We start from the raw sequence: 26083 nt of genomic DNA on the forward strand, positions 1-26083 counted from the left end.
AAGAAACAACAAATACTAAAAACCAAATAACAAATACCAAGAAGCAAATTCAAAATGATAAATGCGAAACTGGTAAGAACAACAAACAATAATTGATATCATACAATGCTGCACCCTTTGAATAGATATCAGCTATGCTGTACTGTTATACTAACTACTGCTGGATACTAAAACTATTTCTGTTCTAACACCACGTGCTTAATGCTTTTACGATCGTAGGTATAAGTGATATGCACTTTACCATCTTTTGTTTGAATGACGGCCGGGTAGCTAAATTCCTCTGTAGTACCATCTTCTAAAACAGCGATATCTGTCCACTGCGCGCCATCTTTGGATACCGCCACATTTAGCTTGGCTCTTCCAGTTGACCACTCTTTACCTCTAATGGTAGGATTGTAGACCAATAACTGCCAACCATTTTTCAATGTCACAGCATCGGTACCAGAGTTCGGATTCAAGATGTCTGTTTTGCTTAATGCACCCCAGGTTTTTCCATTATCCTCTGAAAAGGCTTGTACCACCCTGTCGTGTCTGCTTCTGCAAAGAATTTGCAGCTTATTATTGGCATAGCTCAAAATACTAGGCTGTATAACATTGAACTCGGTCTGTACATCTACAGGAATGATCTGCCACGTAGCACCCAGGTCCGTTGTCTTTTCAATATGCACTTTCCAACTTTCCCTGGTCTCGGTACTGGAAGGCGCTAAGATGGTACCATCCGCCAATTGAATAGGTTTATTCTTAATGGGCCCCAATACGCCATCCGGTAATTTCACAGGGGCTGTCCATGTTTTCCCATCATCCATTGATGTACGCACCATCCCCCACCAGTCGCGTGGTGATGGGCCTTCTTTATAGAATAAGAAAACCTTTCCTTCTTTTGCCTTAAAGAGCACCGGGTTCCAGGTAGGATAACGCAAGGTATCATTAATGATCCCATTCGCCATTTCTACCGGCTGCTTCCATTTACCATTTTCTTCTTCCGAAAGCCAGATGGCTACATCTTTGTGTCCTTCCCGCGTGCCGCCGAAATAGGCGACTAAACGCTTACCCGGCTTTACCTCCAAAATGGTAGATGCATGGCACTCACGGAAGGGTGGATTATTAAATAGCAGTTCTTCCTGCGCTTTTACCCAGGTACCTTGTCCATAGCAAAAAGCTACTTGTGAAAAAAGGGCTATTGCAAGTGTTTTAATGTGTTTCATAATTAATCGTTTGTTCTTTTACCCATTACTGGTATGTGATAATCAAGGCTACAAACCCAGTAAAGGCTTTGCATTTTAATAAACAGAATAACAGCAGCACACCGGTGTCAGTAGTTCAGCGTGCTGCATGTTCCAGGTTATTAATAACCTGTATTCTGTTCCAACTTTGCACTGAAGTTGGCATCGATTGCTGTTTGAGGAATTGGGAAAAATTCGTGTTTATCTTGAATTGTTGTTCGTGTGCTTTGTAACAGGCTGTATTTGCGAACGCGCTCTACCAGCTTACCCATTCTTGTTAATGTACGGCGCCTGGGTTCTTCTGAAATTAACTCACGCGCACGCTCATCCAAAATATAATCCAGTGTAACACTACCTGGAGCAACAGGTTTTGCTTTCGCTCTTGCTCTTATTACATTGATATCATCAGCAGCCTTTGCAGGATCACCTTTTCTTAAATAAGCTTCTGCACGAAGTAAATAGGTTTCTGCCAGGCGGTAGATGATGGCATCTTTTCCTGTACGGCCAGATGTATTGGTATTGTTCCAGGGCTTGCCTTCTACTTTGCGAGGGTAGGCATAAATGTTACGCATAGTGTCTTCCTGGTTTGTCTTCTGCTCTACAGGCTTACCAAAGTAAGCCGCAGAAGCGGGGTTGTTATACAAGAAGCTGCGACGCATGTTATATACGGAATTACGGATATCGTTACTCCAGTCGCTACTCCATATATCATACAGGTAATAATTGGTTCCGCGAATAGGACCCGTACCGCGACCCAGGCTATCTACAACCAACATGGCACCACCGCTTGGATCTTTAATTTTCGATAAGAACGGCGCCCATTGTCTGATCATGCTGTTTCCTCCTTGAGAACCGCCACCACCAGCAGTAAAGTTTTCAAACTGCCAGGCGTAGATCGTTTCCAGGTTGCCTGTGCTACGGTTTTGGTTACCTTCTACAAACAGATCAGAGTACACATCGCCAGGTTGATCTTTTTGCACACCAAAACGATTGGTCATGATCTGGTACAAGCCAGAATTAATAACCGCGGATGCACTTGCAATTGACTTATCGTAATCGCCAAGGCTGATGTATACTTCACTCAACAGATGATCTGCTGCTGCTTTTACAATACGACCTTCTTTTGTTTTAACAACAGTAGCAGGTAACCACTTAGAAGCAAACTCCAGGTCACTCTTAGCCAACTCATACACATCTTTTCTAGCCGCCCGTACGAAATCTGTTTTGGGAGCAGAATAGATCTCTTTTACAATAGGCACACCGCCGTATAAATTGGCCAATAAATTATACGTATAGGCTCTAAAGAATTTTGCTTCTGCTATCACTGCATTCTTCTCCGCTTCAGTGGCCCAGATGGAAGCCGACTCCGGCTTTTCTGCATAAGTTATTACCGTGTTAGCACGCAGGATCATTTGCGTATAGGCCCAGTTCCAGATGTTTACCACTTCGCGGGTAGCTGGGTTTAAGTAAGAATTATAGTCCTTATAAAACACAAACTCTACCCCCGCAGCAGATGCCACATCGGTACCAATGAAGTTCATGATATAGGTCTGATCATCCATGGTCATTTCTTCCCGGGCTGCCTGGTGCAAGCCTACCAGGTAGGTTTCAAAACCAGCTTTTGATGTTAATACGGCATCTGAACTCAATGAAGATAAAGGTGCTTCATCCAGCAGATCCTGTTTGCATGAGTTGAAAGTAAGCAGGCAAAGTGCCAGCGGCAATGCCCAAAAGCTTTTATTATTTATTGTCTGTTTAAAACTGTACATAACAATATTTTTAATTAAATGAATGGTTGATAGTAATGATTAAAAACCTACGTTAAGACCGATGGTTAATGAACGTGGCATTGGATACAAATCGCCAGGCTGCGTACCGCCTACTTCCGGGTCTGCGCCTAACCAATCAGTGAAAGTGTACAGGTTCTTACCACTTACAAATACTCGCAGGTTCTGCAACTTCACTTTAGATAACATATCCTTAGAGAACTCATACGCCAGTGATACATCCTGTATCCGTACGAAGTTGCGGCTCATATACCAGTTGTGTCCCAACGGGTTATTATATACCAGCGAAGGACGTGTAGCTGATTTATTTTCAGCTGTCCAATAACCGGCATCCATTTGGTTCAAGCCTCTACCCGGCGCATTTGGACTAACGGCTGTATTTAACAGCGGGAAGGAAGAGATCCAACCTTGCATGCCATTTACAAATACAGACAGTGACAGATTACGATACTTAAAGTTGTTGGTAATACCAAAGCGGTATTTAGGCTGACCACCTGAACCTACAATGGCTCTATCATTAGCATCGATCTTCTTATTACCATCTACATCTTTCAGGCGTACAAAGCCAGGTTTTGAACCGGCAGGAATATTATCGCCTTCCTGGTAAATGCCATCAAACACATAGTCGAAATAGGTAGTAATAGGCTGACCAATAAACCATCTGTTAGAAATATCATCATCTTCTTTACCATCATTGTTGATATCAGAGCCATAAAGATGTACGATCTTATTTTTATTGTGAGAGAGTACAAAATTGCTGGTCCACTCAAAGTTCTTTCCCTGAACGTTTACAGAGTTAAGTGACAGTTCTATACCACGGTTATTGGTTTCACCGATGTTGGTGAAAATACTGCTGTAACCGGTAAGCGTTGGGATGGTACGTCTTACTAACAAGTCGCGTGTATCACTATTATACACTTCCACTGTACCACCTAATCTTCCATTCAGTACGGTAAAGTCTAAACCCAAATTGGCGGTATTCGTTGTTTCCCATTTCAGATTAGGATTCGCCATAGAAGATGGGAATACACCAACAGAAGTAGATCCACCATCTGCAAACACATACTGTGTAGTGTTTGAAAGACCTAATGATTGATAGGGGTTAATAGCCTGGTTACCTACAGAGCCATAGGATAATCTAAGCTTCAACATATCAATAAACTTATACCGGCTCATGAACGACTCATCAGATAAGATCCATGCAATGGAGCCTGAAGGGAAAGTGGCGTACTTATTATTTTCAGCAAATACGGAGCTGGCATCTCTACGGGCAGTAAGCGTTAACATGTATTTGTTTCTAAACTGGTAGTTAACACGAGCCATAGACGAAATACCCTCTGATGCATCTGCAGCAGATGTAGTACTCAGTACTGTACCCAAACCCAGGTTGTTATAACCCAATGCATCTACACTAAGCTGTGATGCTGTAGCGGTAGTGCTTTCCGTTTCGCTGTGATTACGGCCATACAGGAAGGTAAAATCAACGTTATGATCTCTGGCAATCTTGCGCTTGTAGGTAAGGATGTTTTCCAACACCCAGTCAAAGCCTTCAAAATTGTACTTTGTGGCGCTGGTAGTATTATTAGTCAGGTGTTTGTCCTGGCGGAAGAAGTCATAGTTGTGGTTCCAACGATAGTTTGGAGAATAATTCATACGGTATGACAGGCCTTTCACAAAAGGCACGTCTACCTTAGCATAGAAGTTGCTAAACAAACTATTATTGATCTCTTCGTTTGTGGTTAACAGTGGAGCCCTGAGGGGGTTACCATACGCCTGGTCTTCTGCAACAATATACTGCGTAGGCTCACCGTCTGGATAAAACCAGTTTCCTAATGGGCTGTTGGTATAAGCAAAGCTTAGATCAGCACTTACACCAGACAAGTCGCGCTGTACAAATGTGGCATTGGTACCGATGTTCAACCAGTCGGTGATTTTAGTATCTAAGTTGGCACGCAGTGATGTACGTTTTTGATTATCGTTATAGATCAACCCTTTCTCGTCTACCAGGCCGGCAGACAGGTAATAGTTCACCGCTTTTGCTCTTCCGGAAACACTCAGGTCATACGAACTGATTCTTCCTTTTTGTGAAGCCATTTCCCATGGATCGTGCGAAACACCATTCTTATAATTGTCTGCTTCTGATTTGTTCAGATAGTCGAGGATCTTAGCAGGATCTGCTTCCAGGCCAGATTGCTTGCGGTAGTCAAGCTTGCTTTGTACATAACGCTCTGTATCAAAGGTCTTCATCTTATAAGCCCAATCTGAAACGCCATGAAATGTATTCACACGAATTGTTGGCTTTTCAGTAACGCCTTTTTTAGAAGTAACCAGTATAACACCATTGGCAGCGCGCGAACCGTAAATGGCCGCCGCACTAGCGTCTTTAAGAATGTCCATAGACAAGATATCATTCGGATTAATATCAGCAAGGCTACCGCCAAAAATAATACCGTCTAATACCACTAATGGATTGTTGGATGCACTCAATGAACGAGGACCGCGGATCAGGATGGTACCACCCTGGCCTGGACGTCCGTTGTCCGTAACCTGAACACCGGCAACACTTCCTCTTAAGGCCTGTGTAATGTTGGTATTTGGCAGGTTTTCGCTACGTGACAGATCTGCTTTAGCAACAGCACCGGTAATGTTGCGTTTTGATTGTGTACCATAACCCACTACTACCACCTCATTTCCCGTTATGGTCTTTGGCGTTAGCATAAGGTCAATACTGCCATTACCGCCAACCACCACTTCGCTGTTCTCATAGCCTACAGACGAAAAAACCAGGACATCATTCGGCCCCTTTACAGTTATTGTATAATGTCCACTGGCATTAGAGGTTGTACCTACTGTTGAATTTTTCACAACAATATTTACCCCTTCCAGTGCTTCTCCTTTTGTATCTCTTACAGTTCCTTTAATAGTAGCCGTTTGCGCACTTGCTGATACAGAAAGTACACCAACGAGCAGCAGTAATAATGTTAGGTTTTTAAAATGCGGCAGCTTGTTACAAGCGTGCTGAAGGCATAGGGATAGCTCCCTGAAGTTTAATTTTCGATTCATACAGCAACAATTGAGGAGGTTAGAGATAGTAGTTAACGATCCATTTGTGTTTTATAAAAGTAGAATCTCATAACCCGCAATCCTTATGGCTTCTTGGCTAATTATTATACGATCTTACCATTTAGAGAAATGCGGGATGAGAAAAAGAAAACGTGAAAGGTGAAAGGTGAAATTTAAAATCCTAAATCATACATCAGCCATTTCAAATTTCAGATTTTAAATTTCAAACTAGTGTTTGTGCGGGTTTAAAACTCCGTAGCTTTTGCAACGACTCGCTATAAGCATCTTTTATGAATTTGCTATCATAGCTATAGGTTACAAAGCGCATTCCCTCCTTCACCCATTTTTCTACATACTCCATTTTGGAGAAATGAATACCGGGCGCTACATCGTATTTGTTGCATTGCTCAATTATTTCATGGAAGGCTTCTTCCAATCGGGGATGTTCCAACTGACCAGAAATGCCCATATCCTGAGACATATCGGCCGGGCCAATCATTACTGCATCGATGCCTTTATTGGAAAGTATTTTACCGACATTATTTACGCCCTCTTCACTTTCAATTTGGATGATGTTCATCAATTCTTCATTGGCCCATTGGGTATAGGCCGCCTGGCTGTAGTCGCCAAAAAGGGTAACTGTTTCAGACAAGCTAACACCGCGCTTTCCTAAAGGCGCATACTTGGTAGCATTGATAATGCGCCTGGCTTCTTCATCTGTTCTTACCTGGGGCAGTATTAAACCCTCAGCACCCACATCCAGCATTTGCGCCATTTGGTGGTATAATTTGTCGGGCACACGAACATAAAGGTCCATATCTACATACTTAGATGCCAGGCAGAAATTACTGAGGGTCTCTAGATCATAATCATTGTGCTCGGTATCCAGGATCACATAATCCCAGTGCTGGGAAGCACAAAGGGCAACGGCTTGCGGCGTGCGCAACATCCGCAACATGGTACCATAACAGATACCTCCTTCCCGTAAGATCTTTTTAACACGGCTTGACTTTAGTTTCATCATCTTATTTATTATAGAATTTGAGATTTGAAATTTGAAATCTCTAGTACAAACTAGGATTTTGTATTAAAAGGCCCTATTAGACAGGCTTTTAATATCTTCTTTTTTAGCAGTAAATACAATTGAAAACGTCCACTCTACTTGCTTCTGTGCTTATCTATTCTGTTATAGATCCACCGTTTATAGGGCAAAATATGGGGCTTGAAAAATAAGCTATCTGACCCAATGGAGCGTAAACCATTTAAGGATTACACTGTCATTAGATGGCTACATCTGGGGAATTTGAGATTTGAGATTTGTTTTTTGGAATTTTTCTCTCGCCATCTCCAATTTTCTTATTCAACAGCATATAAAAAGCCCCGGCTGCCTCATTTGGTCAAATCAAGGAACTGCCGGGGCTAAGAAAGTACAATTATAGTGGTTTAGTTGCGGAAGCAGGAGCTTCAGTTACTGGGATCAACCAAACCTCTGAAACCTGCGCCCCACGGCCGCTACCCCCTAAACCGGCAGGGCGTGTCCATGATAAACGCAACTGGCCATTTTCAGTCAGCGAAGTGGGCAGATCAAACTCCACTGGCTGTAAGTTCATTTCTTTGGCACGCATTGGATGCACGGTATATGAACCATTGGCCATTAATTGAATATCAGACTTTGCCTCCGCACCATATACTATCCGCAGGCGGTATTGCGCATTTTTATTCAAATTCGTATATAGCATCTCTAATGGACGATCGTGTAAAGACTCGGCAAACGTAGCCGCCGATACACGGGCCGTATTATCTTGAAAACGAACGGTAAAGCCCGACATAGGCGCCTGCAAGTAGGCAGGGTCATCGTCATAGCTGGTACCCTTTACCAAATGCGGTTGTGCATATGGGTTACCAAGGTCATCATAGAAACCACCAGCACCCGGGTTGTTGTAATTCAAAATATCATTGATCATGCGCAAGCGATCGGCCTCTGTTGACAGCTTTTCTACTTCAGCCAGGCGACTGTTTAACCAGGGCGCATTTGTTAATGGGAAGTCGATCAGATCGAGGTTGGCGCCGCGGCCAATGGCAATGGCTTTGTATTTGGACACACTTAGCTGCATGCGTATGCTTTGATAAAGGGCTTCGGCCAGCTCAAATGCCCGGCCTCTGAATATAGAAGGCGAACAGTTGTTTCTATCCAACGCTTGTTTAGCGGCTTCTATTGCAGAAACTGAACCCAGTAAAGGTGCTTTACGGAGTATCTCCATTGCTTTTTCTTCCTGGGCCATTTCCGTGATCAGGCGACTACGTAACGATGCATCGTAATAGGCTCTGTACATAGCCTGCTGAAAGCGCCAGTTTAACAGTTGCGAAGGGGTAGCTGTACGCTCCATATCCTGGAACTGCAGCAAGGTTGTTTGCACCGTTTGGTTTACCGCCAATGGACCGCGCCAGTTCTGCTCCAGAGATAACAAACCCTGTGCAAAAGCATCGGCCTTGTCAGCGCCAATAAAGTAGCGACTATAATCAGTAAGAATGCTGGTAATATCTGCAGAAGCATCCCAACCCAGGCCACTCCATACAAACTTGTTTACATCATCATTACAGCCCTCTGAGTAGGTAAGAAAGCCATGTGCCATAATCGGCTGCAGCTTACGGAATATATTGGCTTCATCGATAGGGCGCGGGTTGATCGGCTCGCGATTTAGTGTATATCTGTAAGCAAAGTCCCAATCCGGTACTGGGTATTGCGCACGGATGGTATGCGTGATATCCGGGTAAAAGCGAAGCTTGTAACGCTTTGGCAATTTAGCGCTAAGATCCTGTATACTTTCCCGCTGCTGTGGGCCAAACACAATCCCTTCCAGCCAGATAGGTTCGGCTTTCATGAGCTGGTAGAAATCATTCATCCAATCGGCGGTGAAGCCCTGTGGTGACATCCACATTTTAGCACCCGGATGCAGCTTTTGCAATTGTGCCGTCTGCTTTTCCAACATCGGGAAAAGATCTTTCGGTGGTGTATGGCCCGGATCGCCACCCGGTACAAAAACAGCATCTACGCGTGGCAACTGACGAAGAACATCACCCCACTCCTTCACTGCTTTTTGAACGGTAGCAGGGTCTGCATAGCTTTTTTCCAGGGCCGGATACCAGACCCAACACTCAATGCCGTAATCGGCCGCAATGCGCGACATTTCGGCCATCATTTTTATTTGCGGAAGCGGGAAGTGCGGACTGGTGGAATCATCATCTGATACCGGCGGGATCAATTCAATAGCATTGGCGCCAAAGATCACCAAGTCGCGAATGTATTGCTCCCACATTTTTACATCCCAGGCATCGTATGAATTAGTTTTAGGACGGTAACCCAACTGGTGGCCGCGCAAGGGATATTGCGGTGCCGTGTTGATAGCAGTATTAGCATTCAACGAAACAGTAGCAGGACTATAGTTTAACAGGCGTAACAGACGACCAGCGCCATAGAGTACACCACGTGCATCGTTACCGGCTACAATAATTTGATTTTGCTTTGTACAAACAATCTGGTATCCTTCTGGTTTATCGGCATTGTTCGTTGTTAAGCTATTGGCCAACTCCGGATAGGCACGGATCAATTCCGACCGGCGTCCCAGTACAACAGAGGTCTTGCCCTCCTTTGCCAATTGATCTTCTATGGGCCAACGAACCATGCTGCGCTTTTCTACTTCTTCGAGCAACATTTCAGCAGCTTTTCGCTCTTGTTTACTCATGCCTGGTGCCAGTACCAAACTAGCTGCCGATAAATTAATGGAGGGAGCAACTTTCACTACGGGCACAACTTTTACTTCTTGTTGCGTTACAGTAGTAGCGGCCGTTTTCTTTTGGGCGTAAGCGCCTGGAACGCCACTCCCTAAAAGGAGGAGGATGGGGAAGCAAACAATCTTTTTCATATTCTCATTACATTTTAGCCAACAATTGATTTTAAAAGGGCAATCTTTTCAGGTACAAGGGAATCTGAAATTTAGAGCAAATTCCAAATCACAAATTCCAAAAGCCAAATTCCAAATACGAAATCTAAATGTGGTGAGAGCCTATAGACGGAAAGGGGTAAATATATTTATCGTTTTCACAACCGGTCCTAATTTCTTTCAGTCTTTAGCAAATTTCTTTGATTGACACAACAGTTTCCTGCAACTGCTTTGCAACTTATTGTACGATATTATCATGGAGGAGAGAAGAATGTCTGAACCGGGATTTGGGGAGATTAAAGGATTGGAAGGAAATGGCTGATGTGAGGATGGCTGATGGCTGATTTGGGTTGACAGGTTGAGAAGTTGATAAGTTGATAAGTTGATAAGGAGGGATTGGGAATTGAAGAAGGGAGGAATGCTCAATGCTCAATTTTCAATGATCAAAGTACAAGAGAAGGAATAATGAACAAGGAACAAGGAATGATGAATAATGAGTGATGAGTAAGGAGTAAGGAGAGAAGGAAATGTTCAATGCTCAACGCTCAATAATCAATGAGTAGTAATAAATAATTATTGAAGGAGACGGTAAATAAAAAAGTACTCCACTTAACGGAGTGCTTTTAGTATATAACCTGTTACTTCTTAGCGTCTTTACATCTTTACGCCTTTTCGTGAAACCCTTCTCCTGTTTTCCTGAGCCTGTTTTTTGTACGTGAATGAAATATATAAAATCAATTGCTTCCAGGGAAAGATACCTACTCCCTTTTTTTGAATGGAGAATCCAGGTTGTTGTTTATAGATAGCAGTTATAAGTTGCACTGAAGTAATTGAAGGATCATTTTTCTTTTTCTTTTGCCTGCTTATATTCTTCTAAACATTTGTCAAGCGGTTTACCCTGATTATAAATACAATTGCAAAATTCTTTGGAAGCCTTTGGATATTTGCTATCTACACATCCATTCTCGCATTCTATCAGCGAATTACCAGGGCGGACTTCGAATATAAAAATGTTTATTACAATAACTAAAACTACTGTCGCCAACACGCCTCCAAAAAACGCAAACGGAAACTTACTGGTTGACGCCTTCTTTTTTGCTGCGTCAATTTCAGTGTTCGATCGCTTAAATGGTAAGACATATTTTATTCGTTCATAGTCCCAGCATAGCAGATATATGTTTGCCAATAACATCAGTGTTGTGATACGAGTTCCTTCAAACCGAGTAGCATAAGCCAAAATACAAATGTTCAGGATAGCTGGGAAATACATAATTGCACCAAGAAGTGCCGTTCTTGGTATGATTAGTAAGATAGCTGTTAGTAGTTGTCCAACCCCGATAAATGTATAATAGAACCCTGTTTGGTGTAAGGCATCGAAATAATGTCCCAATGGATGATTAGCTGGTAAGGCCGTAAAGCGTTCACCCATAATTTTTACTATACCCGATGGAATGAACCCAAAGGCCAATGCTACACGGCAACAAACAGTGAAGTAGTGAAACCATTTGTTTCCTTTCGCCTCATAGTAATATTGCTCAAGTTTGGTCATTCTGTATTTAAGTGCAATGATAAAATGTCATCAATCCTTTTGACCTATTATTTTTCAAAATTTTCGTTGTTGTTACAAATTATCGCTGGCATGCTAATTTATGAACCTCTGTAAGAATTTGGTATCAAACAGTCACGACCACCGTCGCGTCCCTTGCCACGCACAAGGCTAGGCAAAGGAGACACGGCGGGGACCGAAAAGATTTATATTCATACTGTCTTAATATATTAGTCCTAAATGCTTGATCCAGAATAAAGAAGCCGGTATGCCTCTTTGGGTAAAATAATCTTGGCTATGAGCATAACCAAAACTATAATCTGCAGTTCCGTCTGCAATCATTCTTTTGGCTTTGACTACCTGCTGTTGGCTAGGCGTAATGGCTATCTGGTAATACCTGGTATAGGTATCAACTAATGGCCATAGAGTATAATTGGCAAAAGACATTAAAGGAGAAGTCTGCAATTCCTTTTTCGTATACCCTCCAAAAGTTTTATCATTAACTACAATCGAGTCTGAATAAATACCAGTAGCATATTGATAATAAACAGAAATGGGTGTCGTACGCTTATAAATCAAGGTATCATTGACAAACATTGCTGTATCGCTAAACTGTATTTTTTTAGAAAACAACCGGCCATAACCCCCGCTCTTGGTTTTACCGGCATCGTAAATAAAAAAGGTATGCTTTCCTTGTCTTACAACACGGGCATGGGTTTGCAAAGGTTCTTTCATCCAATCTTCCTGGCGAAAAATGTCAATATCGGTGAGGATACTCCCCCTGATACGTGCAACACACATAGTTTCGGGGCAGGGCATTAGCGCTTACTGTATCTTTCGCAAAAAGCGTACGGTAATCAAAATCACGCCCATATACTTTTCGTACCTGACCTATCCCTACAGGTGCCAGAAGAAAAAAAGACAGAACAAAAAATAGAACCCGCATTATTGCTTTTTATTATGGATGATAAATAGGCGCCCCTCTATTAAAATAAATAGTATCGGGATTGAATACACTTCCGTTTCTAACTGCATTCAGTCCCCGCCGTGTCTCCTAAGCTTGGCTTAGTGTGATAGCAGGGACACTGCGGTGGCAGGAAGCAATAACTGTAACTTTCCTCAATGGCTGTTTAACAGGTATACAAGAAAGCCGGCAATTTAACTTTCGCGACTGCCGCCGTGTCCCTTCCCACGCGCAAGGCTATACAAAGGAGACACGGCTTGGACCGAAATTTACAGATGTTGCTGTTAAAAATAGCAACATCTTAACAAACATTCACTTTCTGCTCTTACCCTACCTCCTTTATTGCTTCACCAGCTTTGTTTGCGCTCCCGAATGCAGGTGCATTCTTAATTGTACTGTTTCATAAATCACAAAAAAGACAAGTAAGCCAAAGAGAATAAGGGTAGCGCCTATTGTGCCATAACCCAGTCCGCCTTTATCGTGCGGCTTCGTGAGCAAGTCGCCAAAGGTGGCACCAAAAGGCCTTGTCAATACAAAGGCGATCCAGAAAAGAAGCACTCTGGATATGCGTGTAAAATAGTAGGCAAGAACAATCAACAGCAATACACTACTGATCAATAAGGCACTGCCGCCGAAACCAAGACCCGAATCATCGGCCAGGAAATCGCCCAGCGCTGTGCCCAGCGTGTTGGAGAACAGAATAGCCACCCAATAAAAGATCTCTCCTCTTCTTGTTCGTATGTCGGTGACCGAAAGGGTCTTTTCAGAAAGCTTCCATATAACGAGTATAACAATAAGAATAGAGATGAGTATGAGGCTGCCCAGTGCATAACCCAGTTCCAATGTACGATCCATGTAATCGGACATGGTGGTACCTGCCGTACTGGTGGCAACAATCACAGCCCAGTAAATGGGCGGCACATATCGCTTAACGATCAACTGTGCTGTTAGAGCTACCAAGAAGAAGGAAAAAAAGATGAGCGTACTGGTGGCATAACCTACGTTCATGGTTTGCGCCAATAAGTCGCCACCCGTTTCACCTAAGGTAGTAGCGGTGATCTTGGTGATCCAGAACAGTAGGGTTAACTGGGGAATTTTATTCCAGGCATAGTGCTCATTGCTCAACTTATCCATCGTTCACTTTTCATAAGACTGAACAATGATAGTGCCAGTGGCTTATTGATGAGGCTGTTTTGCGAATGCTATTATGAGTTTGCATTTCTTTCCTAACACCACGCTAGAGCGAAAAAGTACAGAGTCGCAAACGTCGTATAGCTGTCGTTTATAATTTGAAGAAACAATAAGGATAACCTGGATAGGGCCGCGCAGCGCCAGCCTAATCAATGGTCATTAGTCAATAGTCATTAGCTGCCGCACAAGCCCAATATCAAACAACATTACATAAGAAAAACACTCCCTCAGTGGAGTGCTTTTTAATTTATTGACATTCGTTCTTTCATCAGCTAATTATCACATCAGCTAATATTCTTCTCCTTTTCTCCTTTCCTCTGTGCGAAACCCTCTACAAACAGTTTTCAGAAAGCACCCCTACTTATTTTTTACCGAGTTGTTCTGCAAGCCCAATAAGGAGTCCATCATTTCCGCGAATGTAACAGAGCCTATATGCGTTCTCGTATTGAACCACTTCGCCAACCAGTGTAGCGCCATGCTTATAGAGCCTCGTGAGCAATTCGTCAATGTTGTCAACGGTGAACATAACGCGTAAGTACCCCAGCGAGTTCACAGGAGCCACACGGTGATCTGCAACAGTTGAAGGGTCGATAAACCGAGAGAGCTCCAGGCGACTGTGGCCATCAGGGGTAACCATCATAGCGATTTCTACACGCTGAGAATCCAACCCGGTGACGCGTCCAGCCCATTCTCCTTCAATGGTAGCTCGCCCTTCCAGGCTCAGACCTATTTCTGTGAAAAAAGCAATGGCATCATCAAGGGATTCTACCACGATGCCGACATTGTCCATTCGCAGCAAATTACTTTTCGTCATAATTTATCTCGTTGTAAATGAAAAGCTCTGTATAGTATACAGAGCTTTCCTCAATAACCTTATTTCTAAACGCCTTTAAATAAGTTTTAGCCAACGTAGTTGGCTTTACTAAACCACAAAATTCTTGAGCCTGCTCCAATCTCGCTGCTCACTATTTATTTACAGGCCAGGTTGCCACATCAATCCTGCTTTTGCTAAACAGATGTTAGGCATTCATTGTTCTTCGTCAATTAGTTTTGACTATTAGATTTTGGGGCAAATTCCACCATCCATTCAATACCGTATTTGTCTCTAAAACAACCAAAATAGGAACCCCAAAAACTATCACCAATAGGCCCTTCTATTTGTCCTCCTGCTGAAAGCCCGTTAAATAATTTGTCTGCTTCTTCTTTACTCTCCGCAAATATTACAATTTTACTTCTGTTCTCATTTTCGTTAGTTTTTCCTAAAATTTCCGGAACATCATTAGCCATCAACATATCACCTTTACCGATAGGCAAAGCAATATGCATAATTTTGTTTTCTTCATGTTCCGCTACGGGGAACTCTGGACTCGCAATATCTTTGAAACGAACAACTTTTGCAAACTCACCACCAAATACTGATTTGTAAAAAGTAAACGCTTCTTCAGCATTTCCGTTGAAGTTGATGTGGGGATTGATTTGTGCCATAATTTATATTTCTTAAGTTGGTTTTCTTATTTCAATTCTTCGCCTTAAAAATTGTACCTAATTAGCTAATCCGATAGAGCTACCCAGGTTTATCATTAGGTCTACCAATAAAACGGTCAGCAATTACGGTTATTCCTAAAATTAGTTATCTCATCGCTATTCGTTTACCAGCTGTAAATCTCGCAAAAACCTTGGCGCCATGACAGTATGAATGCGACAATCTTCATGGCCTAACGCGACAAGTAAGATACGGCAATTTGCCTCAAAAGGGTTAAACATTGATGAGATCAAAGGCGTACCGTTCATACAAGTGAAAGCAATATAGAATGACGCGTTTTTCATTAACCTATAAACTGTATAACGAGCTGCCTATTGGCTATTGTTTTGTTGGTTCATAGTAATGTATTACAGCTCCAGAACCGAAGGTTTTTGTCTTCATAAGTTTAAGCATCATCTTTTCGCTTATGTTTTTAAATAGCGGCGATCCACTCCCTACTATTACAGGATGAATACAAAGTTGGTATTCGTCTATTAAATTCAGTTTCATCAGCTCCACAATCAAACCCGGACTGCCAACAAAAATGTCTTTCCCTTCCTGGCGTTTAAGTTCTAAGACGGTTGCTTCGATGTCTTTATTTGCCAAGGTTGCACTTTTCCAATCTACATTTTGCAGCGTGTGCGAAAAAACAATTTTAGGAATCTTGTCCATTGCTATAGCAAATTCATCCGTTGCTTTATCGCCTGTTGGATTTTCCAAAATGGTTCGCCAATACTCCATCAATTGATAGGTGACCCTGCCATATAGAATGACACCTGCGTTATTTAACAGGTCCGCGTAATGTTGATGTATTTCTTCATCAGGATTGATGGCTGTATGGTCGCAATAACCGTCAAGCGTCATATTGATTGCTGCAATTAGCTTTCTCATGCTGTTTTGTTAAAATCAATTGTTGAATTACTGTGGGCTGGTAACCATCCAGTGGCTGATTGTTGTTTGTGGTTGAAAATAACACCTAGCTGTCATTTTTGGAAGCTTGTGTTAGTGGCCCTGCCTTTTCAGCACTTCATCTATCAAATATTTTTGTTCTTCGACTGCCGTAGGATAAGGTAATGACAGTAAATATGCTTTGTCTACTTTTTCTCAAAGCTGCTTCATAAACTCCGTTGACACTGTTTTATAAGTGGACGTCAGGAACAATGCAATCCCTTCATACATTAGTTCAATTGTTTTTAATTGCTTGTCGCTTGCAGCATCAATCAACTGCATAGGGATGAGTACCTCGTAAATTTTAGTGCTTTCTGCACTAATAATCCTTGAACCTTTAGCCAGAAATACAGCATCAGGACCATATTTCCCCTTTCGTATAAAATAGATAGCTAATACGATGTTCCATTTAGCTTTCAGGATAATGTTTTTCTGCTCCAGAACTTCAGTAGTAATGAAGCATTCAAAATACTCTTTCACTCTATAAGATATTGGCGGCCTGTCTTCTTCGGTGGAACTTTGAGAAATAGTGAAAGTGGAAAGTATCATCTCTTAGAGTTAATGAGTATCTGTAAATTGCTGCTAATGGAATAGAGCTTTGCGTCTGCGTGGGCATGCATTGAACGCCAGCCTTGGTTGAAGATAAACTAGTTCATTGGAAAATAAAGCTGACAATATGAATGTCTGCCTAGCTGGCGAAAAACTCGTGCTAGCAGCAAAATCTTTATCCATATATAAAGTAAACACCAGTAGAGCCTTTACTTTTCACATATTCAAGAAACCGTTTGAAATTCCTTAAGTCCTGCCCGAAGTTATTTCCTATATAGCCATCTCCTTTATCAATATTAAAGTCAGAAAAGTAATAGTTATTATTTAAGCTGTCAAAGCCATTGTCATTCAGGAGTTCAGGCAGATTTTGGATATTGGATATCTTTTCAATTAAAGTGCTTACAGTCGAGAGGACTATTTCAAGGTTCGTTTCTAATCTAGCTCTGTCTGTATTGATTCTTTCAAATATTTGTTGCTTCTCTTCTTCTGTTTCGGCAAACGAGAGCTGATGTTCAATACTCTCTGGCACCCAATACTTATTCATATCATATAAGGGCACTATATCTACCGAAGTGATACGCCCAATTTGATCAAGTTCAGGCTCTCCACTAACAGCGTCCTGTTTGCACATAAAGTTGCAAAATGTTCTGCTAAGATTATGTTTATAAAAAGAGTCTATTTCCTTATTCTCATAATAATCAGGAGTCAATACTTCGTCTGCATTATTTACTGAAAGTTGTATATCGAGTCCCATAAAGTTGCCGCTAATGTTAAATGTGTTCCTTAAGCTGTAGTTGTTTGTGTTCCATCAGCTTCACCGTTGTTATATTACACCATTTTCGGTGTTGAGGCAAAAACTACGTGACTAACCCACCAACAACAAGAGTGAAGATAAATAACTTATTGCAGGATAGCTTTATACCTTCTAGTTGTTGGTGCAGCTGCAGCACAAGGGCTAAGCGGAACACCAACAACGGCGTATAAGTTTAAAATTGAATGACCACTAATGGAGATGGACTTTATGCAGTACAGGAATTTCAGGGACTGTAGCTTCACTTATTTGCCTATGTAAAATAGAGATTTATCATAGGCTTTCATTCGCCAGCAGTAATTGCATGAAACTTGTGTTATTTGTCGTTATTCGTCTCCAATTTCAAAGCTTAATTTCCAGTAACTGCCTTGATTATCCTTTGCATAAAGAAAGTTTCGTTTGATACAGGCAATGCCTTCTAAAAAGGCATCAGCTTTCCCCTTCAAATACACTCTAGTATTGACTGCTCCCTTATTTATTTCGCAAATTTGTACTTGCTGCTCCTCGTCTGTTCCTGGATTATTGATGCAGGCAAAATCTCTCATGTTTTGAGCGAATACAGGTTCTCCGATGAGTGTATCAATAGCTCCAGTCGACCGATTAAGAAGATAAAACTCTTCGTGATTGTAGTCTGTTCGCTTTACCAGTGAAAGTTTTGTGCCTTTTATTTCACCCATATAGTCAAATTCATGAAAATTCTCATCAGAGTTGTCGTCCTTAAAAACTTTCGCAGGTCTACCTGCAATTGGAATTGAGAGCTTGCCTGACTGTTTTTTTATTTGGGCGTTTTTCAGAAGGTAGGATGTCCTAGCACAAGTATTATACTGACCTTTTTTGATTTCTGTGTAAGCATACGAGATTTGTCGTTGCGCAGTTGCAGAAACTGTTAATATTAATAAAGCAGAAATTGTTAATAGGGTCTTCATATAGTGGTAACTAATGTAGAAGGTATTACTGACAGTACAGGACGCTGATGTCATTACTGCTTAACCTTACTCAGTTGTTGATTTGTTATTTAGGTTGAAAACTAGCACAAAGCCTGTATTGAAGCAATATTCATGTTAACAGCAGACAGATTTTACCTTTTTATATAAATAAAAGGAGGCTGTCTATCTGTATCGGCAAAGGTTATCGTTTGATTATCCAGCTTGGCGGAAAACAAGTCGTTGGCACAACCGCAATTAATAGGGGCAGCTAATGCACCACACTCCGTTGTTTTCTTATTACCCCTTATATCAGAGACAAAGACGGTCTTTTGTAAAGCAGGGATAAACACCTGCCAGTCAAATCCTGGCTTTATTCCTTGGTCGCCCTTCAGGTACAAGATGACTTTAGTTGTATCGTTAGACGTCCGGTAATATTCGCTGTATTTTATAACGAAGGTATCAACAAGGCTTTGGTAGTTTGTGTTTGGCTGATATTTCCTAACAACGAATGTATCAATATCGGCAGCAGAAAAACCAATAAAAGCGGGATAAATGGGTGGATCTCCGCACTCATACTCTTTGGTGCATTTGCAACCATTGAAAACAAGAGTGAAAAAGAGCACGGCTATTAAAATTCGAATTGTCATATAGCTTGCTGCATAAATTGGCTAAAGTAAGATTGTTACTAACATCTTAGGCTAGTTGCAGTTTTGGGTATCCGTATTAATGCTGCTGAGCTAATGTACAAAAGTTGATTAGAATTACTCCCTACCGGGACATATTCTGAAGCCTCCATTGCTCCCAACCGCTGGTAGCAGTAGTGACGCTGTCAACATTGAAGAAGCATCAACTACCTATTTTATTCCTCGAGTAATCAATGAAGCTTTCTGATTTACTTCATAGTCAACCGAAGAAACATTCTTTACGTACGGTCGGCTTACAACTGCTTTTACCAAGTCAGAATTCATAAAATCTTCCATTGCCGTTTTGCTTTCCCATAAATAGAACCCGCCAAAAGTGTTTTTTTCTATGTCTGAAAGCCAAACTTTTGAAATCAGTCCTTTTACCTGCGCTAAAATTGGTGCATCTGGTTCCACCATTTGCTTAAGATATTCCTCTTGAGAAATATCCTTTAATTGATAGGTGATTAGTTGAGCTTGCATTGTTCAGTATTTTAAATAAACAATACTGCAAAATTAAAAGTGTCGCAACTCCTAAAAAGTGTACCAATCATAAACTTTACTGCACAGTTCATTTTGTAAATCCTTTTGGACTGAACCCTGTTCTAATTTTTAAATTATATCGTTGTTGGGATAAAGACAATGTAACTAGCCCACCAAATACAAGGGCAAAGACAAATAACTAAAAGCAAGTAACCTTACAGCTTCCAGTTGTTGGTGCAGCTGCAGCACAAGGGATAAGAAAAGCACCAACAATGGCGTAGAGAAACTTATTATTGAATTTGGTAAAGGTGTTTTATCAATGCACGTGTTGCCCTATTTTCGTGTTGCACTTAGTAAGCTCCAATATACCTTAAAACCACGTTCAACCGATCCGGGTTAACAAATTTTCCAATCCCTTAACTGGCCGAGTTGCAACGTCTTTCCCCTCTTTCCGGAGGGGATTTTTATTGCTAAAAGTCAAAGCCCCCCCTGAAGACGAAAGATCGCACGCAATTCCTGCTTATTGCCAGATAAAGAGGCCGCCATATAACTATTAGCCGTATCCTATTTACATGAAATTAAGGCATGTGTTTGATGGCAAGGTGAAGCATAGCAAATCGCATCTCTTACTGGTGTATAGCTGCTTTAGCAGGTATGGCAGCTGGTTATATTTAATTTTGGGAGTTTGGTAAATGGTGTGGCCTTTTATTGTTACTTTATAGTATAAAAGCTCTTACGCCATGCTTTCCGTGCAAAAGACCATTCTCTTGATTGATGATGATCCTGAAGAGTTGGAACTCTTTGAAGTAGCCATTGAGGAATTTGGCTTACCCATTCGCTTGCTTTATGCCGGCGAATGCAATATCGAAAGACTTCGGGCCTTACCCCAACCCGACTTAATTTTTTTAGACATTAATATGCCGGAGTTTGATGGCTTTCATTGGCTCAAGGGGATCCGTGAAAGGCTGGCCACCGAAATTCCAATTATCATGTATAGCACCACACTAAATCCTCAGCGCGTTGCGATGGCCTATAACCTGGGCGCCAATCTTTTTCTTTCCAAACCTAGCTCATTTAACACGTTAGCAGCAGCGTTACAACACATTCTTGAAATAGATTGGAACAATCCACGGCAAGTAGCGGTTGAGAGATATCAGCAAGAAACCTTTCATTTGGTTTATTAAGTGTAGGCGCTTCCTCCTCATCCGTTACAAGCAGGCAACGCTGGCTTTGCTGCTGATTAAGCCTGCTCCTGAGAAATTATCCTATTCCCTGTTAAGCTTCGTTTAAGTTCTTCTAGCTACGGCTTCTCGTGGACCTTCATAACCGGCATGGCTATACGAGCAATCTTTCATCATTCATACCATCGCTCTTTTGGCAATAAGTACTAGCGTTCCTGGGTATATGTAACCGACCATTGCGTTTAACCTTCCATTTAGATAGGTAGCGCGCCTGCTTAACGTGGTGTGCTGATGTTGGTACTGCTGGTTTTATTTCCCTCCCAGCAGGTGCTGGTGTTGGCTGCGGTGGCACCACAGGTGCAGTTGTACATACAGAAGGCGTAGCTTCTATCGCCGTTTGCTTGGTCGTTAATTTCTGACAATGCGCCAACAATAGCTCCTGTGCTTCTTCTTTGGTATGGCCCTGGTACAACCACTTATTGACCATGCCAGTTAGCCTGGCAAACAAGCCAGGTTTGCGCACGGTCCCTGGAAGCTGGCGGTAGTACACCCGCTTCACCATCCTGGCGGCCACCCCAAACCGCTCGGCATTGGCCATGGTGCGCTGGAGGCTAGGATCCTTGCGCATCTTTTTACCACTCTTATAATCACCCTTTGAGCGCAGGTAATACTGCCCATTGAGCTTATAAAAGATGATGCCATCGATGGTGCCGGTGATGAATACGGGGCCTATTTGTTTTGCCATGGTGTACGGGAGATTAGTGATGATTTTAAATGCTAAGTATTTTAGCAAATTTACTAAAGAGATGCTCCTCTTACAAGGGTTTTACTCACTTTAGTTATACACATGTAAGCCACTTCTAATATCATTAAACCCTCCGCGTCTCTGCGTGAAACCAAAAGCCCCGGCTTTCTCCTAATCCCCAATACCCTAATTCCCAATTCCATCTCTCTTCATTGAACATTGAGTATTGAAAGTTGAGCATTGAACATTTCCTCCCTTCTATATTCATCATTCCTTGTTCCTTGTTCATTATTCTCTCCCTCCTATCTCCCTGGTCTCTTGTACCTCTCCTGTACCTAGTCTGTACCTCTTCTGTACCTCTTCTGTAGGTAAGTCCGTACCAACTGCACAGATAAAGCCCTCTACCTGCCTTCCACATTCACTACTCCTCCCACCATCCTCCTCTACTGCCCCTACCAGCCTCCATCAATCCTAAAATAAAATCGTAATAATCAGAGCCGAAATTGCTCTCAAAGCGAAGAGGTTGAAATGTACTTATTCGTCCTTTTAGGCAACAGCAGATGCTGAAATAAATGCAGCATGACAGCAAGAGGCATTACACATTTCAAACTTATTTTAGATGCGCGTCTCTGAGATCCTTCGCTATCGCTCTGGATGACAAACGCCAGAGGCATTATGGCTGGCAGGCAGGTTGTAAGGGGGGAGGGAATGACGCCAAACCTGTAAGAGTTTCCCAAAGCACTATTGCTATAAAAGAAAGAGCACTCCAATAGCGGAGTGCTTTTCTATTTTATAGATCTATTTATTCTTTACTGTTCTCTGTGCCCCTTTGTGCTCGCTGTGTCGCCGTGGTTCAATCCACAGCGCCCCCGGCGCACCTACCCTACAGGTTTAGCATGCGCTTTAGTACGGCTGGGTAGACATCGCCTTCGGTGGTGCCTTGGCCGGTGATGCGGTAGCCATTGGTAATGCTGTCGCCGAAACACATTACAGAGTGTACGCCGGGTTTATAGCCTTTAATGGTTTGGTAAACAGCAGTGGCAATAACCTGGTAGCCAGCCGCTGTTGGATGAATGCCATCGGCGATATTGAAATTGGCTTCGTTTTGGAACAGGCTGTTCTTGTCGGTGTTGGCGCCACCGCAGGCCGTGAGAATGGCGTTCAGATCTATGAGTGTGCATTTATTCTTGGCGGCCAGTCGACGGATCACCTGGTTTGCAGAATCCACGCGGGCCTGTGGTGCCTTCTCATCTCCATTGAACTGCGGCTTCCGCTGAATGACGTAGGGTGCATAGATGGGTGGAATGGTCATTAGCACCAGGTCGGACTTTTTGCGGATCGAGGAAATGAGTTTTTGGTAGTTGGCCTCGTATTGTGCCATAGAGAGGCTTTTATCCGTATGCAGCATATCGTTAGTGCCCACCATCAATACTACCAGTTCAGGGCTTTTACTAAGCACGTCGCGCTCCAAGCGTGTCAGCAGATTGGTAGTACTATTGCCATTGACACCGGCATTGTACACCCGAACCGAGTCGGAATAATTTCTTCCCCAAGCTAGAGTAGTACAGCCTACCAAAAAGAACAAAAGAGTTGTTTTGAATAGCTTCATATAGCTGTCTTTAATGCGTTTATTATTTAATCATAACAGGGAGATGCATGCGCGTTTCTATTAGCCTAGCAGCACGTTATTCACCCTACCAACTCCTCCCTCCTGCCACTTGATCCCGGCGGGTGTGATCTGCCAGTGTTCTGCACTATGGGCGCGCACAAAATCTTCATCCACAGAGATACCAAGGCCAGTGCCGGTGGGCACTATTGCACGTCCGCCTTCCACCTTTAGAGGACTGGTCAGCACCTTATTGGCCGTAGGGAACATATCCAGCTGGTGCTCCTGGGGGACAGGGTTGGCAACCACAGCCGTAACATGCCAGGTGGCGGCTACACCGATAGCGGTGCACACACCCAGGTGAGGGGCTATGCGTAGCCCGTGCTCACTACACTGCGCGATGATCCGCTGTCCACCGGTGATGCCACAGCGCACAATATCGGGCTGGGCCACCTGCATGGCCCGTTGTTTGATCCAAGGCTCGAATTCCCGCACGGTGCGAAGCGGCTCGCCAATAGCCAGTGGCGTTTTTATAGCCTTTGCCAGTTTGCTATGGCCGGCAACATCTTCAGGGTCCAGGGGCGACTCAAACCAGGCGGCCCTTAATTCATCCAGCCCAAGGCCAATCTCATATGCCGCTTGATACTCATGGCGGCAGATGGCGTCGAAAGCCAGGTCGGCCTCCTCTCCTATGGCCTCGCGGATAGCAGCACATTCGCGTATCGTGTTTTCGGCTGTATCGCCAATAAACACTTTAACGCCTTTAAAGCCTTCACTCACTTTTTCTTTGGCCAAGGCCTGGCGCTCGGCGCGTGTAGGCAGGCGCAGCCCTGACACGTATTGTGGCAGCTCCGGATGATGCACCGTGCCCAATAACTGGTTTACCGCTATACCTTCTGCCTGCCCTTTGATATCCCACAATGCGATATCGATAGCCGCAATGGCATCAATGGTATAGGATGCATAATGCCCCCGCACATGATTGAGGTGGTACAGGCGGTCATAAACAGCGTGGGGATTGCGGGGATCCATACCCAGCAAGGCTGGTCCTAGTAAGCGCGCAATTAGGGTAGCCGGCACTTCGGGTACCAGTGGCGCCTGGCCTTCGCCCCAACCCACCAGACCAGTGTCTGTGGTAATCTTTACCAGGCACGACTCGGTGAGGCGGCTGTAGGCATGTTGCCACTGCGGCTCAAAATAGTAGTCGGTACCGGGCAGGCGATTAGGAGCGTCGCCATGACCGCCTATGCGGTAGTGATGATCGTATTTAAAGACAAAAACTTCTACGCTTTGTATCTGCATAATCGTTGCTTTGAGGCCTTATCCAAATTTGATATAAAAAAACAGGATGACAGATGTAATGATGGCCCACCAGATAGTGGGGTTGCGCCAACCACGTTGGTGGTGCTTTTCTGCCGGTGGCAGGCTCAGGCTGTCTTTTTTCCAGATCAGCCCCTGTAGTTCGGCCTCCGTTTTTCCCGGCGTGAACAGGCTCACCAGCGCACAGAGCCCCATGCAGGTCCAGAACACAATACCGGTGCGGTTGTAAAACGGCATGCTGGGAAAAAAGAATTGCAGGCCAAAGGAAAGTGGTATCGTCAGCAGGCCTGCGGTAAGGGCGCCCGCCTGGGTAGTGCGCTTCCACAGGATACCCAAAAGAAACATAGTGGCAATGCCCGGTGTAAAGAGCCCATAGGCGCTAAGCAGGTACAGAAACACGGGCTTGTCGGAAGCCGTGATCAGCATAGCTGTACACATAATACCCAGGATGATAACGACAACGCCTGCGCGCCGTCCAAAGCGCACCGATTGCACCTCTGTTGCATTCTTTTTGAAATAGGGCAGGTACACATCCATAGTTAGGATGGTAGTACAAGAGTTAATAGCCCCGGAGAGGTGCGACATGATAGCGGCAATCAAACCTGCCATTACCAGGCCGGAGAGTCCCTTTGGCAGCAGGTTTTGCACCAGGGTGGGAAACACCAGGTCGGCTTTTTCCAGGTTGGGAAATAGTTTGGGAGCCACCAGCGCCGGGCCGATGATCATTATAGGAATGAGGAACTTCAGGTAGTCGGCAAAGATGACACCCATACGGGCGTGCCATTCGTTTTTCGCCGCTAAGGTACGCTGCACGATAAACTGGTTGGTAGCGCAATAAAATACGCTAATGCAGATGGCGCCACCCAGGTACATTGTCCAGGGAAAGGCAGGGTCGCTGGCCGGTAGCAGCATATCCCAATCCTTGGAGGTAGCCAACACAGCGTCAACACCACCGGCAGCGCGTATGGTAAAGAATGACAAGGCCACCATACCTAAGATCAGCACACCCAATTGCAGCATCTCGGTCCAGATCACGGCACGCAGTCCGCCCAGGATGGTATACAAGCCAGTGGCGGCTGCTAAGGCTACCACGCTCCAGGCCATAGGAATGCCGAGCAGCGAGTGCAGCGACAACGCACCGAGATAGAGCACTGCGCCGATCTCTACGAAGATGTAGGTGAATACGACCAGTACCGAATAGTTGGTGCGGGCTGCACCGCCAAACCTTTTTTGCAAAAACTCGGGCATGGTATAAAAGCCGTTGCGCAGGTAATAAGGCAGGAAGATCCACAGCAGTGCGTTAAAGCCTAGCAATACAGCGCCCCACTCGGTGAGGATGGCTACAAAGCCGCGGCTATAGGCAACACCCATAGTACCCACCAATTGGTGGCTGCTGATATTGGCGGCCATGATACTGCCGCCGATCATCCACCAAGGCAGCTTATCGCCGGCGAGGAAGTAGTCCCTTTTGGTTTTCTTTCGCTTAGTAGATGCATACAGGCCCAAGCCCAGTACGCCCAGGATATAGACCCCGAAAATGATGGCATCCAAAGCAGAGAGGTTTGATCCCATGTGTGCGTGATTGTTAGATAAGGGA

21 protein-coding genes are annotated in these 26083 nt (G+C 43.6%); 1 reads left to right on the forward strand and 20 read right to left on the reverse strand.

The window, feature by feature from the left end:
- Window positions 1-173: 173 nt before the first annotated feature.
- The 16 genes from SY85_RS11695 to SY85_RS11770 all read right to left on the reverse strand — a co-directional run bounded on the left by SY85_RS11695 (window position 174) and on the right by SY85_RS11770 (window position 19634).
- A complete protein-coding gene (locus SY85_RS11695) occupies window positions 174-1205 on the reverse strand; it encodes a sialidase family protein (protein ID WP_066404672.1) in 1032 nt (343 codons plus the stop codon).
- Window positions 1206-1345: 140 nt separating this feature from the next.
- Window positions 1346-2992 (reverse strand): RagB/SusD family nutrient uptake outer membrane protein, encoded by a 1647-nt coding sequence (locus tag SY85_RS11700; protein WP_066404674.1) that lies wholly within the window; start codon window positions 2990-2992, stop codon window positions 1346-1348.
- 39 nt (window positions 2993-3031) lie between these two features.
- Window positions 3032-6073, reverse strand: a complete 3042-nt coding sequence (locus SY85_RS11705; protein WP_082886392.1) for a SusC/RagA family TonB-linked outer membrane protein — start codon at window positions 6071-6073, stop codon at window positions 3032-3034.
- 223 nt (window positions 6074-6296) lie between these two features.
- Window positions 6297-7097: an HpcH/HpaI aldolase family protein gene (locus SY85_RS11710; protein ID WP_082886394.1), complete on the reverse strand. Its 801-nt coding sequence runs from the start codon at window positions 7095-7097 to the stop codon at window positions 6297-6299.
- A 409-nt stretch (window positions 7098-7506) separates the two neighbouring features.
- Window positions 7507-9996 (reverse strand): glycoside hydrolase family 20 zincin-like fold domain-containing protein, encoded by a 2490-nt coding sequence (locus SY85_RS11715; protein WP_226999072.1) that lies wholly within the window; start codon window positions 9994-9996, stop codon window positions 7507-7509.
- 856 nt (window positions 9997-10852) lie between these two features.
- Window positions 10853-11563 carry a hypothetical protein gene (locus tag SY85_RS11720; RefSeq protein ID WP_066404678.1) on the reverse strand — a complete coding sequence of 237 codons (711 nt, stop codon included), beginning with the start codon at window positions 11561-11563 and terminating at the stop codon, window positions 10853-10855.
- A gap of 219 nt (window positions 11564-11782) precedes the next feature.
- Window positions 11783-12361, reverse strand: coding sequence for a hypothetical protein (locus SY85_RS11725; RefSeq protein ID WP_066404680.1), 579 nt, complete (start codon window positions 12359-12361; stop codon window positions 11783-11785).
- Between the two features lie 502 nt (window positions 12362-12863).
- The gene (locus SY85_RS11730; protein WP_066404681.1) at window positions 12864-13658 is read right to left on the reverse strand and encodes a COG4705 family protein; all 795 of its coding nucleotides are present in this window, start codon (window positions 13656-13658) and stop codon (window positions 12864-12866) included.
- 418 nt (window positions 13659-14076) lie between these two features.
- A complete protein-coding gene (locus SY85_RS11735) occupies window positions 14077-14529 on the reverse strand; it encodes a VOC family protein (RefSeq protein WP_066404683.1) in 453 nt (150 codons plus the stop codon).
- Between the two features lie 230 nt (window positions 14530-14759).
- The gene (locus SY85_RS11740) at window positions 14760-15200 is read right to left on the reverse strand and encodes a VOC family protein (protein ID WP_066404685.1); all 441 of its coding nucleotides are present in this window, start codon (window positions 15198-15200) and stop codon (window positions 14760-14762) included.
- Window positions 15201-15576: 376 nt separating this feature from the next.
- Entirely contained in the window at window positions 15577-16128 is a 552-nt protein-coding gene (locus SY85_RS11745) for a dihydrofolate reductase family protein (RefSeq protein WP_066404688.1), read from the reverse strand.
- Between the two features lie 213 nt (window positions 16129-16341).
- Window positions 16342-16734: a hypothetical protein gene (locus tag SY85_RS11750; protein WP_066404689.1), complete on the reverse strand. Its 393-nt coding sequence runs from the start codon at window positions 16732-16734 to the stop codon at window positions 16342-16344.
- 175 nt (window positions 16735-16909) lie between these two features.
- Complete coding sequence (locus tag SY85_RS11755) at window positions 16910-17488, reverse strand: hypothetical protein (RefSeq protein ID WP_066404691.1); 579 nt, start codon at window positions 17486-17488, stop codon at window positions 16910-16912.
- Between the two features lie 383 nt (window positions 17489-17871).
- The gene (locus SY85_RS11760) at window positions 17872-18471 is read right to left on the reverse strand and encodes a hypothetical protein (protein ID WP_066404694.1); all 600 of its coding nucleotides are present in this window, start codon (window positions 18469-18471) and stop codon (window positions 17872-17874) included.
- 152 nt (window positions 18472-18623) lie between these two features.
- The gene (locus SY85_RS11765) at window positions 18624-19118 is read right to left on the reverse strand and encodes a hypothetical protein (RefSeq protein ID WP_066404695.1); all 495 of its coding nucleotides are present in this window, start codon (window positions 19116-19118) and stop codon (window positions 18624-18626) included.
- A gap of 207 nt (window positions 19119-19325) precedes the next feature.
- Window positions 19326-19634, reverse strand: coding sequence for a YdhR family protein (locus SY85_RS11770; RefSeq protein WP_066404696.1), 309 nt, complete (start codon window positions 19632-19634; stop codon window positions 19326-19328).
- A 740-nt stretch (window positions 19635-20374) separates the two neighbouring features.
- Here SY85_RS11770 and SY85_RS11775 point away from each other — a divergent pair.
- Window positions 20375-20818 (forward strand): response regulator, encoded by a 444-nt coding sequence (locus tag SY85_RS11775; protein WP_066404697.1) that lies wholly within the window; start codon window positions 20375-20377, stop codon window positions 20816-20818.
- A gap of 151 nt (window positions 20819-20969) precedes the next feature.
- Here SY85_RS11775 and SY85_RS11780 read toward each other — a convergent pair whose 3' ends face one another.
- The 4 genes from SY85_RS11780 to SY85_RS11805 all read right to left on the reverse strand — a co-directional run bounded on the left by SY85_RS11780 (window position 20970) and on the right by SY85_RS11805 (window position 26058).
- Window positions 20970-21560 carry a hypothetical protein gene (locus SY85_RS11780; RefSeq protein ID WP_066404699.1) on the reverse strand — a complete coding sequence of 197 codons (591 nt, stop codon included), beginning with the start codon at window positions 21558-21560 and terminating at the stop codon, window positions 20970-20972.
- An 883-nt stretch (window positions 21561-22443) separates the two neighbouring features.
- Window positions 22444-23169, reverse strand: a complete 726-nt coding sequence (locus tag SY85_RS11795) for an SGNH/GDSL hydrolase family protein (protein WP_066404709.1) — start codon at window positions 23167-23169, stop codon at window positions 22444-22446.
- Window positions 23170-23229: 60 nt separating this feature from the next.
- Window positions 23230-24468: a mandelate racemase/muconate lactonizing enzyme family protein gene (locus SY85_RS11800; RefSeq protein WP_066404710.1), complete on the reverse strand. Its 1239-nt coding sequence runs from the start codon at window positions 24466-24468 to the stop codon at window positions 23230-23232.
- An 18-nt stretch (window positions 24469-24486) separates the two neighbouring features.
- Entirely contained in the window at window positions 24487-26058 is a 1572-nt protein-coding gene (locus SY85_RS11805; RefSeq protein ID WP_066404712.1) for an SLC5 family protein, read from the reverse strand.
- Window positions 26059-26083 lie beyond the last annotated feature (25 nt).

The organism is Flavisolibacter tropicus (genome assembly GCF_001644645.1).
Classification (GTDB): domain Bacteria; phylum Bacteroidota; class Bacteroidia; order Chitinophagales; family Chitinophagaceae; genus Flavisolibacter; species Flavisolibacter tropicus.

Coding starts and splice junctions, on each gene's coding strand:
- SY85_RS11705 (WP_082886392.1), bottom strand. CDS start 6,073: ATGAATCGAAAATTAAACTTCAGGGAGCTATCCCTATGCCTTCAGCAC.
- SY85_RS11805 (WP_066404712.1), bottom strand. CDS start 26,058: ATGGGATCAAACCTCTCTGCTTTGGATGCCATCATTTTCGGGGTCTAT.
- SY85_RS11765 (WP_066404695.1), bottom strand. CDS start 19,118: ATGACAATTCGAATTTTAATAGCCGTGCTCTTTTTCACTCTTGTTTTC.
- SY85_RS11725 (WP_066404680.1), bottom strand. CDS start 12,361: ATGTGTGTTGCACGTATCAGGGGGAGTATCCTCACCGATATTGACATT.
- SY85_RS11795 (WP_066404709.1), bottom strand. CDS start 23,169: ATGAAGCTATTCAAAACAACTCTTTTGTTCTTTTTGGTAGGCTGTACT.
- SY85_RS11715 (WP_226999072.1), bottom strand. CDS start 9,996: ATGAAAAAGATTGTTTGCTTCCCCATCCTCCTCCTTTTAGGGAGTGGC.
- SY85_RS11740 (WP_066404685.1), bottom strand. CDS start 15,200: ATGGCACAAATCAATCCCCACATCAACTTCAACGGAAATGCTGAAGAA.
- SY85_RS11760 (WP_066404694.1), bottom strand. CDS start 18,471: ATGAAGACCCTATTAACAATTTCTGCTTTATTAATATTAACAGTTTCT.
- SY85_RS11780 (WP_066404699.1), bottom strand. CDS start 21,560: ATGGCAAAACAAATAGGCCCCGTATTCATCACCGGCACCATCGATGGC.
- SY85_RS11730 (WP_066404681.1), bottom strand. CDS start 13,658: ATGGATAAGTTGAGCAATGAGCACTATGCCTGGAATAAAATTCCCCAG.
- SY85_RS11720 (WP_066404678.1), bottom strand. CDS start 11,563: ATGACCAAACTTGAGCAATATTACTATGAGGCGAAAGGAAACAAATGG.
- SY85_RS11755 (WP_066404691.1), bottom strand. CDS start 17,488: ATGGGACTCGATATACAACTTTCAGTAAATAATGCAGACGAAGTATTG.
- SY85_RS11800 (WP_066404710.1), bottom strand. CDS start 24,468: ATGCAGATACAAAGCGTAGAAGTTTTTGTCTTTAAATACGATCATCAC.
- SY85_RS11695 (WP_066404672.1), bottom strand. CDS start 1,205: ATGAAACACATTAAAACACTTGCAATAGCCCTTTTTTCACAAGTAGCT.
- SY85_RS11775 (WP_066404697.1), top strand. CDS start 20,375: ATGCTTTCCGTGCAAAAGACCATTCTCTTGATTGATGATGATCCTGAA.
- SY85_RS11745 (WP_066404688.1), bottom strand. CDS start 16,128: ATGAGAAAGCTAATTGCAGCAATCAATATGACGCTTGACGGTTATTGC.
- SY85_RS11710 (WP_082886394.1), bottom strand. CDS start 7,097: ATGATGAAACTAAAGTCAAGCCGTGTTAAAAAGATCTTACGGGAAGGA.
- SY85_RS11735 (WP_066404683.1), bottom strand. CDS start 14,529: ATGACGAAAAGTAATTTGCTGCGAATGGACAATGTCGGCATCGTGGTA.
- SY85_RS11770 (WP_066404696.1), bottom strand. CDS start 19,634: ATGCAAGCTCAACTAATCACCTATCAATTAAAGGATATTTCTCAAGAG.
- SY85_RS11700 (WP_066404674.1), bottom strand. CDS start 2,992: ATGTACAGTTTTAAACAGACAATAAATAATAAAAGCTTTTGGGCATTG.
- SY85_RS11750 (WP_066404689.1), bottom strand. CDS start 16,734: ATGATACTTTCCACTTTCACTATTTCTCAAAGTTCCACCGAAGAAGAC.